Annotated in this window: 15 protein-coding genes; 10 read left to right on the top strand and 5 right to left on the bottom strand. The window is 60.3% G+C overall.

Annotation, left to right across the window (positions count from 1 at the left end; translation table 11 throughout):
• Nucleotides 1–98: 98 nt before the first annotated feature.
• Nucleotides 99–305 carry a ferredoxin gene (locus WBP07_RS27075; protein ID WP_133085027.1) on the bottom strand — a complete coding sequence of 69 codons (207 nt, stop codon included), beginning with the start codon at nt 303–305 and terminating at the stop codon, nt 99–101.
• A gap of 92 nt (nt 306–397) precedes the next feature.
• Here WBP07_RS27075 and WBP07_RS27070 point away from each other — a divergent pair, with 92 nt between their 5' ends.
• The 8 genes from WBP07_RS27070 to WBP07_RS27035 all read left to right on the top strand — a co-directional run bounded on the left by WBP07_RS27070 (nt 398) and on the right by WBP07_RS27035 (nt 7,573).
• Nucleotides 398–1,783 (top strand): aromatic ring-hydroxylating dioxygenase subunit alpha, encoded by a 1,386-nt coding sequence (locus WBP07_RS27070; RefSeq protein ID WP_395398142.1) that lies wholly within the window; start codon nt 398–400, stop codon nt 1,781–1,783.
• A gap of 18 nt (nt 1,784–1,801) precedes the next feature.
• A complete protein-coding gene (locus WBP07_RS27065) occupies nt 1,802–2,377 on the top strand; it encodes an aromatic-ring-hydroxylating dioxygenase subunit beta (protein ID WP_395335273.1) in 576 nt (191 codons plus the stop codon).
• A 13-nt stretch (nt 2,378–2,390) separates the two neighbouring features.
• Entirely contained in the window at nt 2,391–3,560 is a 1,170-nt protein-coding gene (locus WBP07_RS27060; RefSeq protein ID WP_395335275.1) for an NAD(P)/FAD-dependent oxidoreductase, read from the top strand.
• The gene (locus WBP07_RS27055) at nt 3,557–4,369 is read left to right on the top strand and encodes an SDR family NAD(P)-dependent oxidoreductase (RefSeq protein WP_133085023.1); all 813 of its coding nucleotides are present in this window, start codon (nt 3,557–3,559) and stop codon (nt 4,367–4,369) included. Before WBP07_RS27060 ends, WBP07_RS27055 begins: the two co-directional genes overlap by 4 nt.
• A complete protein-coding gene (locus WBP07_RS27050; protein WP_133085022.1) occupies nt 4,366–4,998 on the top strand; it encodes a TetR/AcrR family transcriptional regulator in 633 nt (210 codons plus the stop codon). The genes WBP07_RS27055 and WBP07_RS27050 overlap by 4 nt, the downstream gene beginning before the upstream one ends.
• A 4-nt stretch (nt 4,999–5,002) precedes the next feature.
• Entirely contained in the window at nt 5,003–6,229 is a 1,227-nt protein-coding gene (locus tag WBP07_RS27045) for an acyl-CoA dehydrogenase family protein (RefSeq protein ID WP_236549404.1), read from the top strand.
• Between the two features lie 130 nt (nt 6,230–6,359).
• On the top strand, nt 6,360–6,971 hold the full coding sequence (locus WBP07_RS27040; protein WP_395335280.1) for a gamma carbonic anhydrase family protein: 612 nt from the start codon (nt 6,360–6,362) through the stop codon (nt 6,969–6,971).
• 2 nt (nt 6,972–6,973) lie between these two features.
• Nucleotides 6,974–7,573 (top strand): malonic semialdehyde reductase, encoded by a 600-nt coding sequence (locus WBP07_RS27035; protein WP_395335283.1) that lies wholly within the window; start codon nt 6,974–6,976, stop codon nt 7,571–7,573.
• A 73-nt stretch (nt 7,574–7,646) separates the two neighbouring features.
• Here WBP07_RS27035 and WBP07_RS27030 read toward each other — a convergent pair whose 3' ends face one another.
• The 4 genes from WBP07_RS27030 to WBP07_RS27015 form a co-directional block, all read right to left on the bottom strand.
• Nucleotides 7,647–8,858, bottom strand: a complete 1,212-nt coding sequence (locus tag WBP07_RS27030) for a cytochrome P450 (protein ID WP_395337583.1) — start codon at nt 8,856–8,858, stop codon at nt 7,647–7,649.
• Between the two features lie 66 nt (nt 8,859–8,924).
• Nucleotides 8,925–10,136, bottom strand: a complete 1,212-nt coding sequence (locus tag WBP07_RS27025; RefSeq protein WP_395398141.1) for an acyl-CoA dehydrogenase family protein — start codon at nt 10,134–10,136, stop codon at nt 8,925–8,927.
• A complete protein-coding gene (locus WBP07_RS27020; protein ID WP_395335285.1) occupies nt 10,090–10,851 on the bottom strand; it encodes a GntR family transcriptional regulator in 762 nt (253 codons plus the stop codon). Before WBP07_RS27020 ends, WBP07_RS27025 begins: the two co-directional genes overlap by 47 nt.
• 160 nt (nt 10,852–11,011) lie before the next feature.
• Nucleotides 11,012–11,767 (bottom strand): TetR/AcrR family transcriptional regulator, encoded by a 756-nt coding sequence (locus WBP07_RS27015; RefSeq protein WP_395335287.1) that lies wholly within the window; start codon nt 11,765–11,767, stop codon nt 11,012–11,014.
• Nucleotides 11,768–11,840: 73 nt separating this feature from the next.
• Here WBP07_RS27015 and WBP07_RS27010 point away from each other — a divergent pair, with 73 nt between their 5' ends.
• Both WBP07_RS27010 and WBP07_RS27005 read left to right on the top strand, forming a co-directional pair.
• Nucleotides 11,841–12,722, top strand: a complete 882-nt coding sequence (locus tag WBP07_RS27010; RefSeq protein WP_395335289.1) for an SDR family NAD(P)-dependent oxidoreductase — start codon at nt 11,841–11,843, stop codon at nt 12,720–12,722.
• Nucleotides 12,723–12,743: 21 nt separating this feature from the next.
• Nucleotides 12,744–14,321: a phytoene desaturase family protein gene (locus WBP07_RS27005; RefSeq protein WP_395335291.1), complete on the top strand. Its 1,578-nt coding sequence runs from the start codon at nt 12,744–12,746 to the stop codon at nt 14,319–14,321.
• The last annotated feature ends 356 nt before the right edge of the window (nt 14,322–14,677 follow it).

Here is a 14,677-nt window from a genome sequence, read left to right as displayed (position 1 = left end):
GACACTGCTGCCTCTAGCCGCTCCGTCCTGAGACCTTCCCGGCGACAGGTTCGCCCAGAGGGCGAATCAGGATTCTTGTACCACCGACCGAGCCCTTATCAGGCGTCGACCACTGCGAGCGCGGCCTGCGGACATGCTTCGGCGCCTTCGCGTGCCAGCTCTTCCAGGCCGTCCGGCACGATTTCGTCGTCCACGTATACGATGCCGTTGGCGTCGAGTTTGTACACCGCGGGGCAGATCTCGGCGCAGACGCCGTATCCGCAGCATGCGGCCTTATCGATCACGACTTTCAGCTTCTGACTCATAGTCCTCTCCTTTTTTCGGATTATTACAGCTTGAACAGATTTCGTTCAATATGTATAACGCGATCAAACACGGATTTTCCAAGGAGAGGAAGATGCTGCACCACCCTGGGTTGACACTCAGCGACGGGACGACGCTCGACAATCTCATCGACCGCGAGATGAACGAAGTGTCGCTGCGTGTGATGAACGACAAGGAATTGTACGAGCTGGAGATGGAGCGCATCTTCGCGCGAACCTGGCTCCTGCTGGGCCATGAGTCCGAGATTCCCAAGGCCGGCGACTACGTCATGCGCGATATGGCCGAGGACAATGTCATCGTCTCGCGCGACCGTAGCGGCGAAATTCACGTCATGCTCAACGTGTGTCCGCATCGCGGAATGAAGGTCTGCACTGCCGAGGCGGGCAATGCCCATGCCCACCGCTGCATCTACCATGGCTGGGCCTTCCGACCCGATGGCAGCTTTATCGGCGCCCCGATCGAAAAGGAACAGATGCACGGCAACAAGCGCCAGAAGGAAGAACTCGGGCTCAAGAAGGCCCGCGTCCATCTGTACGGCGGCCTCATCTTCGCAACGTGGAACGAGGATCTTTCGTTCGACGATTACCTCGGCGACGCGAAGTTCTATCTCGATCAGCTGTTCTGCCGTACCGATAACGGCCTTGAAATGCTCGGCCCGCCGCAGCGCTTCGTGCTGCCCTGCAATTGGAAGATCCCTGGCGAACAGTCGGGATCCGACGGCTTCCATACTCTGACGCTGCACCGCTCGCTTATGGAAGGCGGGATCATGGGCGGTACTGCCGAATTGATCTACGATACGGCGCCCGGCATGTACGGTGTCGATATCTCGGTTCCGCAAGGCCATACCCTGCGCTGTCTGGAAGCGGCCCAAACCTTCAAGATGTTTGCGGATGTCAGTTTTGAAGGGAAGTCGACCGAAGAGCGCCTTCATCTACTTTCGCCGCCCGGCATCACCAAGGACCTGATCCCTCAGCTCTTCAAGAATCTGACGGAAGATCAGGTCAACCAGTTAGCGACGATCCCCCCGCAAGTCGGCGGCATGTTCCCCAACGTGCTGATCGCATTCATCTTTGCGCCTCGCACCGATGGCGGCGCGTCAGGCGCGCTGTCGCTGCACACCTATGTTCCCAAGGGGCCGGACAGGGTCGAATTCGTGAACTTCATTTTCGCGGAGAAGGACGCACCTGAGGACGTAAAGCGCGATATGTTGCAGAACGCCATCTGGTCGACCGGCACCTCCGGAACGATCGAGCAGGACGACGCCGATACCTGGCCGCAGATCATGCGCAATGCACGCGGCCACATGAGCAAGACCATCACGCTCAAGTACCAGGCGCTTCACGGCCACGAGCGGCCGGAAGGCTGGGTGGGAGGCGGCGATCTCTATCCCGGCTTCACCAAGGACGACACGCAGTGGGCCTGGTGGATGGCTTACTACAATCTGATGGCCGAAGCCTGAGACTGGGAGGATCACGACATGGTGAACTACGCCACGGCCGCAATCGACAAGACTGGAGTGATGCGCGGTCTTGTTTCCACCAAGCGGGTACCGCTCGGTTCGGAGGTCTACAACCGCATTCTGGAAACGCTCTATGACGAAGCGGCTGCGCTCGACGAGCGGCGCTTCGACGACTGGGTCGCCTTCCTTGCGGAGGATTTGATCTATACGGCACCGCTGCGTCTCACGCGAAATGGCCCCAACAAGGACCGTGACGTCGTACGGACGATGAAGCATTTCGACGAGAATTACGGGTCGATCCTCATGCGCACTGGTCGTCTCTCGAAGAGCGCCTGGGCAGAAGACCCGCCCTCGCGCACGCGGCGGTTCGTCACTAATGTGCGGATCGCCGAGAGCGATAAGACCGGCGAATATGAAGTGGTCAGCTACCTCTTCGTCGAGCGCAGCCGCTTCGACAATCCGGAGAACGAGACGCTTACCGCCGAGCGCCGGGACGTCTGGCGTCTTGTGGATGGCAACTACAAGCTGTCCGTAAGGGAGATCATTGTCGACCAATCCACGCTGGGAATGTCCAATCTTGCGATCTTCCTCTGATCGGACGGGCACGGTGACGTCATCCCCGCACATCGTCGTCATCGGGAGCGGCCTCGCCGGCTACGGCGTCCTGCGGGAGCTACGCAAGCTCGCGCCGCACGCCCGGTTGACCCTGGTGACGCAGGACGATGGCCACTTCTATTCCAAACCGGCGCTGTCCACCGCACTGGCCAAGGGCAAAATGCCCGACGCCCTGATTACCACGCCGGGTGAGAAAATGGCGGCTCAGCTCCGAATTGATCTGCGCGCAGGACGCCTCGTCGAGGCCATAGATCGGCAGGACAAGGCTGTACTGACAACTGGCGGGCCGATCTTCTACGACAAACTGATCCTCGCGCTTGGAGCAGATCCTGTGCGGCCGCCGATCGATGGCGACGCGGCCCACCGGGCTCTTGCGGTCAACAATCTCGACAATTACCGCGAGTTTCGCGAGCGGCTGCCCGCTGGCGGGCGAGTGCTGGTCATGGGCGGCGGACTTGTCGGAACTGAGTTTGCGAACGATCTTTCTGCCGCAGGCTATTTTCCGGTAGTCGTGGACATGCTGCTCCATCCTTTGGCTCAGCTGGTACCCAGCGGGGTCGGTGATCGAATCCGTGATGCGCTGGCTACCAAGGGCGTCGAATGGCACCTAGGCAGCAAGATCACGGCCATCCACAAGTCTCCAAGCGGGGTTCGCGCGCAGCTCGACAGCGGCATGGTCATTGAAGCCGTTGCGGTGCTTTCAGCGGTGGGTCTTCGCCCTCATGTCGCGCTGGCATGTGAGGCGGGGCTGGAGACCGGCCGGGGCATTACTGTCGACCAGACCGGGCGGACCTCCGATCCCGACATCTACGCTATCGGCGACTGCGCGGAATATCCGCAAGGCCTCGCAGCCTATGTAACACCGATCATGTCGGCAGCGCGCGCCATCGCTCCCAGTGCGCTCGGAACACCTACCAATATCCACTTTCCGCCGCTCTCGGTGCAGGTCAAGACCACAGCCTACCCGGTGGTGCTGCTTCCGGCTCCGATCGGCGTTGCCGGGCGGTGGGAGGAAGCGGCCAACGACGAGCGGGGGCTCAAGTACCTGTTCCGCGACAACGACAAGAACGTGCGGGGCTACGTTTTTACGCAGGACTATTGCCAGGAACGCATGGAAATGGACCGGGCGCTGGGCGAACAATTTGCAGGAGAAGCTGCTTGACTGGGTTGGTTCAGGGCAAGATCGCGATCGTCACGGGCGGGGCAAAAGGGCTGGGCTACGGCATCAGCCGCTGTCTGGCGCGTGAGGGCGCCGATATCCTCATTACCGGGCGCGACGGCGCGGCGGCGGAAGCGGTTGCGGCCGAGATAAGCCAGGAGTTCGGAACCCGCGCCATGGGCCTTTCGGCGGACATGGGAATCAAGGACGACGTCGAAGGCATGATCGAGCGGGTCGTCTCCGAGTTCGGAGGCCTCGACATCCTGATCAACAATGCCTCGCAGCTGTCTGCCAACGTGTTGCTGGAACAGAAGACCGATGAGATGCTCCAGCGCACTCTCGAGATCGGTACCTGGGGAACCTGGTGGGCCATGCGTGCCGCCTTCCCGCACATGAAGGCACGCGGCGGCGGCTCGATCGTCAATTTCTACTCGATCGACGCCCAGACGGGTGCATGGCTTCATGCCGACTACAACATGAACAAGGGGGCGATCCTGGGCCTGACCCGCACCGCTGCGGTTGAATGGGGCCGGTTCAACATCAGGACCAATGCGATCGCACCGACAGGGATGGGCCAGGTGTTCGCGCAGCTGGCAGAGGACGTGCCCGGCTTCCTTGAAATGGCAACAGCAAGTAATCCGCTCAAGCGCGCGGGCGATCCCGAGAAGGACATCGGACCGGTCGTGCTCTTCCTCGCTTCGGAAATGTCGCGTTTCGTCAATGGCGAGCTGATCAATGTCGATGGCGGTCAGCATCTGCCCGGCTATGTAAGCGTTCCGCACAACCTTGCCGAAATGGAAGCCCAAACATGAAACTGACGCCGCACACCGACTGGAGCGAAGTCGTCGCCACCGACAGCACGGGCAGCGTCCAGAAGATCATGGACGGTACACTGCGCGCGATCGCAACAATCGGCACGCGGCGACTGTCGATGAGTGACATCAGCGAAAGCAGCGGGGTGTCGCGCGGGACCCTCTATCGTCATTTCGCGTCCAAGGAAGAAGTGCTCGCGGCAGTCAGCGAATACATCTGCAGCAGTTTCGAAAAGGGCATTGTCGAGGCTGGCGAAGGCATTCCCGATCCGATCGAGCGGTTCCGTGCCGTCATGAAATTCTTCGGCCGTTTTACGATCGAGCGGTCGCCGGAACGGATCTTCGAAGTCGAACCTGCCTTTCACCTGAGTTTCCTGCGCAGCCATTTCGGCCGTCACAAGGCCGCCGTGCAACGCGCTCTCGAACCCGTGCTCGACTATTTCGAAGGACTGACCGGAAATACCATAGACCGGGACACATTCTGCGACACGCTCGTTCGCCTGCAGCTTAGCACGCTGATCATTCCGGCCACTGGTGAGTGGCTGGAACTCTGGAACGGTTCTCCCGATCGGCTGCACGAAATCGCAATGCAAATCGCCGGCCACCAAGCCGAAAATACGAGAGGATGATTTCATGGCAACAGTAGCAAAGCTCGAATCAGACACGCAATCCGGTTTCGCCGACAAGGCGGTGGCCGACGGCCTAGTGGAAAAGGCGCGCAGCCTGCGCGAATTCCTGCAAAAGGAAGCGCCTGAAGGGGAAAAGCGGCGCAGCCCAACCCCGGCCGTCGATCAAATGCTCAAGACGGAAGGTTTCCTGCGGCTTCTGCTGCCTCAACGCCTCGGCGGCTTCGGACTCTCGACCACCGACTTTTGCCGCGTCCAGATGGAAATCGCCAAGGGCGACCCCGCGGTCAGCTGGGTGATGCAGATCATCAACGGCACCAGCTGGATCACCAGTCTCGCGCCCGACGGTGTCCAGGACACGATTTTTGGCGAGGGCCCGCAGACCGTGTGCGGCGCCTACAACCCGCCGGGCAAGGCGCGCAAGGTGGACGGCGGCTGGATCATCAACGGTAAATGGCCCTACATGTCCGGCTCCCGCCAGTCGAAGTGGGCGCAACAGGGCGTGGTGCTTGAAGGCTACGACGGGCCGGTCGTTCCGGGCATCAGCATGTGTTATCTGCCGATGGACAGCATGACTATTGAGGACACCTGGTTCGTTTCGGGCATGCAGGGAACCGGGTCGGACACGGCGATAGCAAAGGACGTGTTCATTCCCGATGACCAGATGGTATTGATGGACGAACGCGCGGGCCAGATCGATCGGACCAAGCGTCATTTCGGCGCGCCTTCAGACCTCCTTCCTGCCGTTCCGGTGGTTCGCACGACCGGCATTGCCCAGCTCATTGGCGCAGTCGAGGGCATGCTGGAGATCGTTACGGCAGAATCGCCGAAGAAGCCCGTACTGACGACGACGATTTCGCCGCGCACCAATTCCGGTGCCTACATGCGCGACCTTGGTGAAGCGGCCGCCATGATCGACACGGCCAAGTTGATCCTGTTCAACCTCACAGCCAAGCTCGACCGAGTTGCGCAGGGTGAGGAGTTCACCCTCGCCGAGAAGGCAAAGCAGCGCTCCGGCGGTGCCCAGATGGTCGAACTCGTTCACAGTGCAAGTGAATCGCTGATGTTCCAGGCGGGTTCTTCCGGTTTTGCGCTGGACAAGCCGATCAACCGCTACTGGCGCGATATTTCGATGGCTCTCCGCCACATCCAGAATATCCCGACCATCGGCTACGAAATCTATGGCCGGAACCTTGCCGGAGCCGATCCGATCTCTCCGCCGGGTGCCTATTGATCCAAAATGCCGGGGCGATCGCGTGTTAGGCAGGCGATCGCCCCAGTGGCAGCATCCACAGCCCATTTAGAGAGGGACGGCCCATGGATGCTGCGCAGGGGTAGCAACAGAGACAACGAACGGCGATATCGTGACCGAGGCGAGCATCGGCTCTCTACCAGCTTACGTCGATCCCACAGCCCGGATCTTCGGCGACGTCATGCTGGAACAGGATTGCAGTCTGTGGCCTTACGCGGTCGTTCGGAGCGAGAGAGGTCATGTGCGCATCGGAAAATGCGCAAGTGTGCAAGATCACGCCATGATCCACATCGGCTGGAATGACCCGACCATCATCGGCGACTACTGTACAGTTGGACATCGTGCAGTCCTGCACGGATGCACGTTGGAGCCCGGCTGCCTCATCGGCATCGGTGCCACGATCATGGAGCGCTGCGTCATAGGCCACGGCTCGATTGTTGCTGCTCACAGCTTCTTGCCCGCCGGCACCATTATTCCGCCAAATTCCCTGGTAATGGGCACGCCCGGCCGAGTGACGCGCGTTCTTGACAAGCTGCACGGCAACATCATCGATGCGCTCCTCTATCGCGAGAACGCCCGCGCCTATGCGACCGGAAACCACCGCGTCTGGGAGATCGCGGAGATGGCGCTTCTGGCCGAAGAGGCCGAAGCTATCCTCGCACGCGAACATCGCCAATGGATCGAGCGTGGAATTCCCGGTTCCTACTCCACTGACGAGGAATGAGGATGACTGGCGCAACCACGCTCGAACACGACACGATGCTGAACCTCCTGTTTCGGGAAGCCCGCACGCATAACACCTGGCAAGATCGTCCGCTCAGCACGGAGACCATTCGGAACCTCTACGAACTCGCGAAGTGGGGCCCGACGACCGCGAACAGCAATCCGGCCCGATTTGTCTTCATCCGCTCGGCCGATGCCAAGGTCCGGCTCTTGCCTCACGTCAACGCCGGCAACCGAGACAAGGTCATGCAGGCTCCCTGCACTGTGATCGTAGCGGGTGACACACGGTTCTATGAATTCTACGGCAAGCTGTTTCCCGCAAGGGACATGCGGGCGACGTTTGAAGGCAATGACGCACTCGTCGCGCAGACTGTCGCCCGTTCCTCGACATTGCAAGGCGCCTATCTCATCATGGCCGCCCGCGCCCTGGGTCTCGATTGCGGTCCTATGTCGGGCTTCGATGCGGCCAGCCTCGATTCCGAATTCTTCCCGGATGGCCGCTGGAAAAGCAATTTCCTGTGCAACATCGGTCACGGCGATCCGGCAGGACTCCATCCCCGCAATCCCCGGCTGGACTTCGACGAAGCCTGCGTCGACCTTTAGGCTCGAAAGCCGTTTCCAAGGCGCTCTCCTGTCAGAAAGCAGCGACTGTCCTGGAAACGGCTCCGTCGCACCCTCACCAGACCAGCGGCAATTCCACTGGCTGGATCATGCCCAGATGACAACGCACCCGATGACCGGGCGCAAGGCGGAATTCCGGAATCCGCGCCAGGAACTCTTCCATCGCGATCCGCAATTCGCGGCGAGCCAGGTGCATGCCGACGCAGGTATGTATGCCGAAGCCGAAGCCGACGTGCCTCGGCCGCCGGTCCAACTTTACCTCGCAGGGATTTTCGAACTCGTCGGGGTCCCGCCCGGCGAGCGTTGTCGACATGGCGACCTTATCTCCCGGCCTGAACTGCACACCGCCTATCACCGCTTCCTTCTTGCAGGTACGAAACGTGGTGACCGCCCCGTATGCCCGCATCAATTCGTCGATGGCATGCGGGATCTGTGAAGGGTCGGCTCTCAAAATTGCCTGGTCTTCAACGTGTGTGCCGAGGTGGCGAAATTGTAGGCCCATGTTCGTGGAGACAGTGTCGAGCCCGCCGATAAATAGGTTGAACATGAAGCCGAGCAGTTCGTCCTGCGTCAGAGGACGTCCCTCTATCTCGCCCCGCACGCCGAATGAAATGAGATCGTCGCGCGGATTTGCGCGCCTGTCGGCAATCTCGCCGGCCAGATAGTCAAGCACACTGCGCGTGGCATCCGCGATCTTGGACAAATCGTGGTTATGCAAGAGGTTCATTTCCCATTCCATGAATTCGCTGACCCGGTCGAGCGGCAAACCCATCAGTTCCATGAAGACCTTGATCGGGAATTCGAATGCGAACTCGCCCATGAATTCGCACTGCCCGCGCTTGGCGAAGGTCTCGATGTACTCCACCGCATAGTGCCGAATCCTGTCTTCCAGCGCCGCCATGGCCTTGGGCGTGAAGGCCGGGTTCACCATCTGACGGAATGGGCCATGCGCCGGAGGGTCGAGTTCCGCCGGCGAATTGATCCACGCTCCACCGACCAGCTTCGAGAAAGGCGAAAAGTCGGTGGAAGAAAAGTGCTCTGTATCGAGATAGATTTCGCGAAGATGCGCCATGCGGCGTGGCACCCATGCTCCCGTTCCTCCGGGATAGGCATGGGCCGCGTAAATGATTTCGGGTCCGTCATGGATCCTCATGGCCAGATCGTCGAACGGATCTTTGTCCGTCGTCGTTCCGAAAATGAATGGAAAGTCCCGGCTCACCAAGGCTGGCGGCACGTGATCGGGGATCGGCTGCTCCGGAAACATCATCACTCCCACACTCCCTGTCGTTTGTCCCGCCCCATTTCCGGGGCCGGTCATTCCTGCACCTGTCGCTTAGAAGGATCGGGGCAACCCGAGGCTCTCGGCGATGCCATTTCGCACCATCTCGTTGGTGATCGGGCCGATCCGCCAGAGCCGGCTGTCCCGCCAGTATCGCTGCATGTCGGTCTCTGCGGAGTAGCCCATGCCGCCCAGGATCTGGATGCCGAGATCTGCGGCCGCGTTGGCATTCTCTGACGCGATGAGTTTCAGCATGTTCGCCTCAACGCCAACGTCTTCGCCTCGGCTCTGCTTGTCGGCGCAGAAATGCAGCATGAGTTCTGTGGTCTTCTGCATCGTGGCGATATCCGCCACATAGTGCTGCAGGCTCTGGAAACGGCCGATGATCCCGCCGAATGCCTTGCGCTGCTGCATGTAGGCGACAGCGTCTTCCAGTACGCCGTCGATGACGCCCAGGCAGAACGCGCCGACCATGATCCGCTCGTTGTTGAGCGTGGGCAGCAACATGTACCAGGCCTTGTCCGGCTCGCCGAGCACTTGTTCGTCTGCGACGAAAGCATCCTCGAAATGGATCGAGCAGCTCCCCATCGATCGCATGCCGAGCTTGGCGAGCGGGGTTATCGTCACTCCGGCAGTCTTGGCGGGAACCCAAAAAAGAGTCAGTCCCTGATGCTTTTTCTCCGGATTCCTGTCACTTCGTGCAATCACCAGAAGATAGTCGGCGACATGCGCAGATGAGGACCAGGTTTTCTCGCCGTTGAGCTTCCAGCCGCCATCGACGCGTTCCGCCGTTGTCGTCATCGCGCCAAGCAGGTCGGTACCGCCCCCCGGTTCCGTGAATGCGATGGCGGCCTTGAGCTGACCGGAAGCGATCAACGGCAGATACTTCTCCTTCTGCTCGGCAGATCCGTAGAGACCGATCGACTTCCCCCCAGCAAAACTGGTGATCCCCCAGATCCATGCCAGTCCACCCAGGGAACGCGCCAGTTCGCGGGCCAGCAGCATCTGCATCACCACGTCGCCGCCCTGCCCGCCGTATTCCTCGGGAATGCCGACGCCGTGAAAGCCCGCCTCAGTCAGCTTGTCCCAAAGGGCATAGGGGTAGGCATGCTCGTCCTTCTCGAGCGCTCGCGCCCACTCCTTGGGCACCTCGTTTTCGACCCAGCGATGCACGGTGTCGCGAAAGGAACGGTATTCGTCCTCGAGTTCGAAATCCATCTCAGGTATCTCTTTCGTATAGTGATATTTTCTGATTTTCAGCAACATTGTCGGACAGCTCGCACCCCTGTTCGGCCAGCGCGATCAGGCGAGTGGCGATGCGGTCGACACCAGCGAGCACTGCGGAGCGGTCGTTCGCCAGGAAGGCGGCAAGGATCGCTTCATGCTGGGAAAGCCCGAGAGGGCAAATCGTTTGAAGACCGTGCAGCAGGACAAACCTTGCAATCAGGGCTCTGCGGTCGAGCGTTGAGCGCAGCAGCTCCTGGTTGCTTGACGCCGCGATGAAGATCGTATGGAAATCCAGCCCAGCAGTGAGGGCGCCTGCGGAATCATCGCTCGCCAAACACGCTCGGTAGCGCGCAAGTGCGTGTTCGAGTTGAGCTACCTGCCCTGCGCCAACATGTGGCATGCCCCATATGTATCCAAGCCGCCACAGCTCGGACTGAACGCGAAGCAGGTCCCGCATGCTGCGAAAGTCAATGCGCGCAACCCGTTTCAGGCGGTGCACTTCAATCTCGACCAGCCCTTCGGCCTCTAGCGTGCCAAGTGCCTCGCGAACGGGCGTCGCGCTGACGTCCAGATGCGCCGCCAAACTCGTTTCGCGCAGCAGCGTACCGGGGGGCAAGGCTCCTGAAACGATGCTGCTGCGAAGGCGCTCAAGAACGGCCTGGCGGCGGGTCGGCGGCGTACTGACCGGCTCCGTGCCGAACAGGCTCGGGCCGGAAGGCACGTCTGGCGAAGGGAGGCGGCGATGCAATTCCATATTCTATAGAATTGCGGAGCCCCTGCATCTTCGCGCCTTTCCAAGGATAGGGTGCGTCTCATGGATTAGTGTCAAGCGGCCAGCTTGGCATCTTCATGATGCGAGCAGATCAGGGCCTGGCCGAAGATGATGGCACGACGAGAATTCAGAATCGATCACGTCAATCTGAAGCAACCGCCAGACATCGCAGAGCGCCTCGCGCACATCCATTCAAGAACAGGTCAACTGCATTTTCCGCGGAAACGCGCGGATTGCTGTAGCACTCTGCGCTTGCGGGCTCCAAAATGACCACATTGGTAAAGAAGATCGTTTGCATGAATTGGCGCGCGAGAAAATCTGCATCGCCCCCTGCCAGCGTCCGCCGATCAATCATCGCTTGGAAGTAGTCGTTCAGCCGGGCGGCTTCCTCGGTCCGAAGGATATCGAGGCAGCGTCCACTGATATCTGGATGTGTGATCGAAGCGCTCAGGAGCACCCGAATAAATTCGTAGAACGGCCTGGCGCCGAAGACCGGCCGGAGCATCTGGCGAATGTGCTGCTCGGCAAACGCGACAAGTACGTCACGAACCGGTTCATCACAGCGCAGCACAGACCGGGTACCTTCCGAAGCGGTTTTCGCAGCGTCGATCATGCATTCGGCGAACAATTCCACCTTGTCACCAAAGAGCTGATAGATCGCAACTTTCCCCACACCGGCAGCCTGCGCGATGTCGTCGATCGTCGCACCGGCATAACCGCGATCGAGGAAAATTTCGGTTGCTCGCCGGAGAATCCGTATACGTCGTTGAGGCGAGGCCGTTTCCACCGGGCAAGGATTAACACCTTTGCCGCAAGAATCCATATCAACGTCGGGCGGAATGGTAGTTTTCCGATGTTTTGGAACATTAACGACCTTGCAATGTCCCAGTCCTTTCAATCAACAAGGATGCTCCCTGCCTCCCGATAGGACGGAGCTTCCCCGTCAGCTTGTAACAAGCGCCATCCGCGCAATGAATCAAACTGACACGGGTTACCCGGGCAAGGATCATTCCAGCATGCGAACAGTAGAGCTTCCCCCGCTTGATCACGCCGAATTTGCACGCCGTTACGGCCCTTGGGCGGTGATCGCCGGAGCCTCGGAAGGAACCGGTGCAAGCTATGCAGAACAACTTGCGGCGATGGGCATCAACGTGGTCCTCGTTTCCCGCCGCAAGGAGGCCCTGGATCAACTGGGCGAACGGCTCGCCGGTTTGTACGGGATTGCGTTTCGCTCGGTGGTTGCCGATCTCACGCAATCGGGAACGGGCTCCCGGCTCGTCGAAGAGACACGTGATCTCGATATCGGACTCTTCGTTTCGAACGCCGGGGCCGACGGGGCCGGCAACAGTTTCCTTGGAGAGCCGGTTGATCGAGCGCTCAGCCTTCTGACCATGAATGCAGCCAATGTCGTCGAAGCCGTTCATGGCTTCGGCAACAGACTCGTCAAGCGGCGCAGCGGGGGGATCATAGTCATGTCTTCGGGAGCCGGACTTGGCGGCCAGCCCTGGCTGACTATGTACTCAGCGACGAAGGCTTTCGAGTTGAATTTCGTGGAATCGCTTTGGGCAGAGCTCGACGGACAAGGCGTAGATATCCTCGGAATTGCCGCCCCGATCATGGACACTCCGACCCTGCGCCGGGCGACCGAAGGGCTCGGGATGGACTATTCGACCGCCTACGATCCCGCAAACGTCTGTGCACTGGCCCTTGCAAGCCTGGGCAAGGAGCCCCTTGTGATCGTGCCCGACGGTCCGGATGAAGCGCAGATCCCGCGCATCCAGGCAGACCGAAAGACGCGCCTTCTTGCCCTCGCCGAATGGGGCAAGGCGTACACGGCTGCGGCGAACGGCTGATTTGCTAAGGGATAGCGGGAAATGATGGACGAGGTCGACGTCGTCGTTATCGGAGCCGGCCACAACGGCATGGCGGCCGCAGGCTATCTGGCGCGTGCGGGCAAGAAAGTCGTCGTCGTCGAGCGCCTTGCGAAAGTGGGCGGGATGACGAGCTCGGGCTACATGATTCCGGAAGCGCCTGAGCACTTGGTAACGCCCTGCGCCGTGGAACTGCTGTTTGCGCGCAAATCTGGCATCATCGAGGACTTCGATCTCCATAAATACGGCCTGCGGACTGTCGATCCTGATCCCACTTACGCCTACCTCCATCCCGATGGCAGCTCTATCGCCCTCTTCTATGACTATCGCCGCACGGCGGAAGACATCGCCCGCATCAACCGCAACGACGGCAAGGCCTATCTGGATTTCATGAAGACGTTGAACGTCATGATGGATATCGGATTTCCCATGATGATGGCCGAGCCCGGACGCCCCGACGTGCGGAATATGTCGAAGGTGATCAAAAGCGCGGTCCGCAACGTCCGGCTGAAAGACGAACTGGTGGCGATGTCCAAGGCGACCGCCGACCAGATCGCCTGCGAAAGGTTTGAAGACCCCGCAACAATCGCGCTGTTGCTGGGAATCGCCGCAGGCGCCGGTCCCATCGATGACGACGGAAATGCTGCCGCGTACATGATCTTCGCCGTCACGCATAAATACGGCACCGGTAAACCCATCGGCAGCCTCCAGTCGTTTTCGGACGCGCTTGCTCGCAGTATCGAAGCATCGGGCGCCTCGATCGAGCTCAATGCGCCGGTCGCGGAAATCATCGTCGACGACGGCGCGGCCAAAGGCGTGCGGCTGGAAAATGGCCGGATCATACGCGCCAAGATGGTGATCGCGACGTGCGATCCCAGAACGGCGATGCGCCTGACGACGCCGGGCGGCGTTTCACGCACATTGTTGCAACGTATCGAGCACGCCCCGTCGAACCGATCCAACGCCGCGCCGTTTCTCGCCAATGTCGCGATGTCCGGGCCGCTGCGGCTCAAGCGACATCAGGACATGCGCCATGACGATGCCGATCTCGACAAGGCTGTGGGGCTCATCGGAACGCCCGTCGAAGTGCGGCAGTCATTTGCCATGGCGCGACGCGGCGACATTCCCGAACGTCACGCGATGTCCCTCAGCCCGCTGTCCAATACTGATCCTTCACAGGCTCCGGCGGGCGGTTCGCTGGCCTACATCTACTTGCCCGGTGTTGCTGTGGATGCGCGCGAGGGCTGGAACCCGGAGCTGAAGGACCGAACGATGGCCTCGATCATAAGCCATCTTGGCGAGTTCTACGACGGGCTCGACACAGAGGTCGGGCGCTTCGTGGAAACCGCGCGCGAACGGGAAAAGCGGCTCAACGTCAGCAATGGGTGCGTCACCCACATAGATTTCGGTGCCCTGCGATCGGGGGTGCACCGTCCGGCTTCCGGTTTCGGCGGCCCCCGGCCGCCATTTCCCGGCTTTCTTATCGGCGGTGCAGGCGCTCATCCCGGCGGCGGTGTGTCCGGTATTGCAGGACGGATCGCCGCTACCCGCGCGCTACGAGCGCTTAAAAAAACAAGGTAGCCGGTGGTTTGAACTGACCCAAACCCACGCTGTCCCACACTCCGCCCACCTGTGATGGTGCGCACTTTGCGTTGGCCAGCGAAACTGAAACCTTGGCAAAGACTATCTCTGATTTGTCTCCGAATTAATGACTGCTGCGAGGGATATTACGTCGACATCTGATGAGGGCGATAGTCGTGAAATCCGTCTGATGGCCACCAAACTCGGGCAATCGGCTTCACAAAACGACGCGCAAGGGCGTAACTGGCTGGGTTCTCGCCAGGCAAGCAGCGTGACGAACTGCTTCAAGCTCATCTAGATACCCGGTCAAGCGGGCCTTACCGAGCTCGACGACGTGTTTACGCCCGGTGCATTGC

It is taken from the genome of Novosphingobium oxfordense, assembly GCF_044029435.1.
GTDB lineage: Bacteria > Pseudomonadota > Alphaproteobacteria > Sphingomonadales > Sphingomonadaceae > Novosphingobium.
This window is presented reverse-complemented; position numbering and strand designations above follow the sequence as displayed.

Coding starts and splice junctions, on each gene's coding strand:
- WBP07_RS27045 (WP_236549404.1), top strand. CDS start 5,003: ATGGCAACAGTAGCAAAGCTCGAATCAGACACGCAATCCGGTTTCGCC.
- WBP07_RS27010 (WP_395335289.1), top strand. CDS start 11,841: ATGAATCAAACTGACACGGGTTACCCGGGCAAGGATCATTCCAGCATG.
- WBP07_RS27025 (WP_395398141.1), bottom strand. CDS start 10,136: ATGTTGCTGAAAATCAGAAAATATCACTATACGAAAGAGATACCTGAG.
- WBP07_RS27020 (WP_395335285.1), bottom strand. CDS start 10,851: ATGGAATTGCATCGCCGCCTCCCTTCGCCAGACGTGCCTTCCGGCCCG.
- WBP07_RS27065 (WP_395335273.1), top strand. CDS start 1,802: ATGGTGAACTACGCCACGGCCGCAATCGACAAGACTGGAGTGATGCGC.
- WBP07_RS27075 (WP_133085027.1), bottom strand. CDS start 305: ATGAGTCAGAAGCTGAAAGTCGTGATCGATAAGGCCGCATGCTGCGGA.
- WBP07_RS27070 (WP_395398142.1), top strand. CDS start 398: ATGCTGCACCACCCTGGGTTGACACTCAGCGACGGGACGACGCTCGAC.
- WBP07_RS27030 (WP_395337583.1), bottom strand. CDS start 8,858: ATGATGTTTCCGGAGCAGCCGATCCCCGATCACGTGCCGCCAGCCTTG.
- WBP07_RS27005 (WP_395335291.1), top strand. CDS start 12,744: ATGATGGACGAGGTCGACGTCGTCGTTATCGGAGCCGGCCACAACGGC.
- WBP07_RS27035 (WP_395335283.1), top strand. CDS start 6,974: ATGACTGGCGCAACCACGCTCGAACACGACACGATGCTGAACCTCCTG.
- WBP07_RS27050 (WP_133085022.1), top strand. CDS start 4,366: ATGAAACTGACGCCGCACACCGACTGGAGCGAAGTCGTCGCCACCGAC.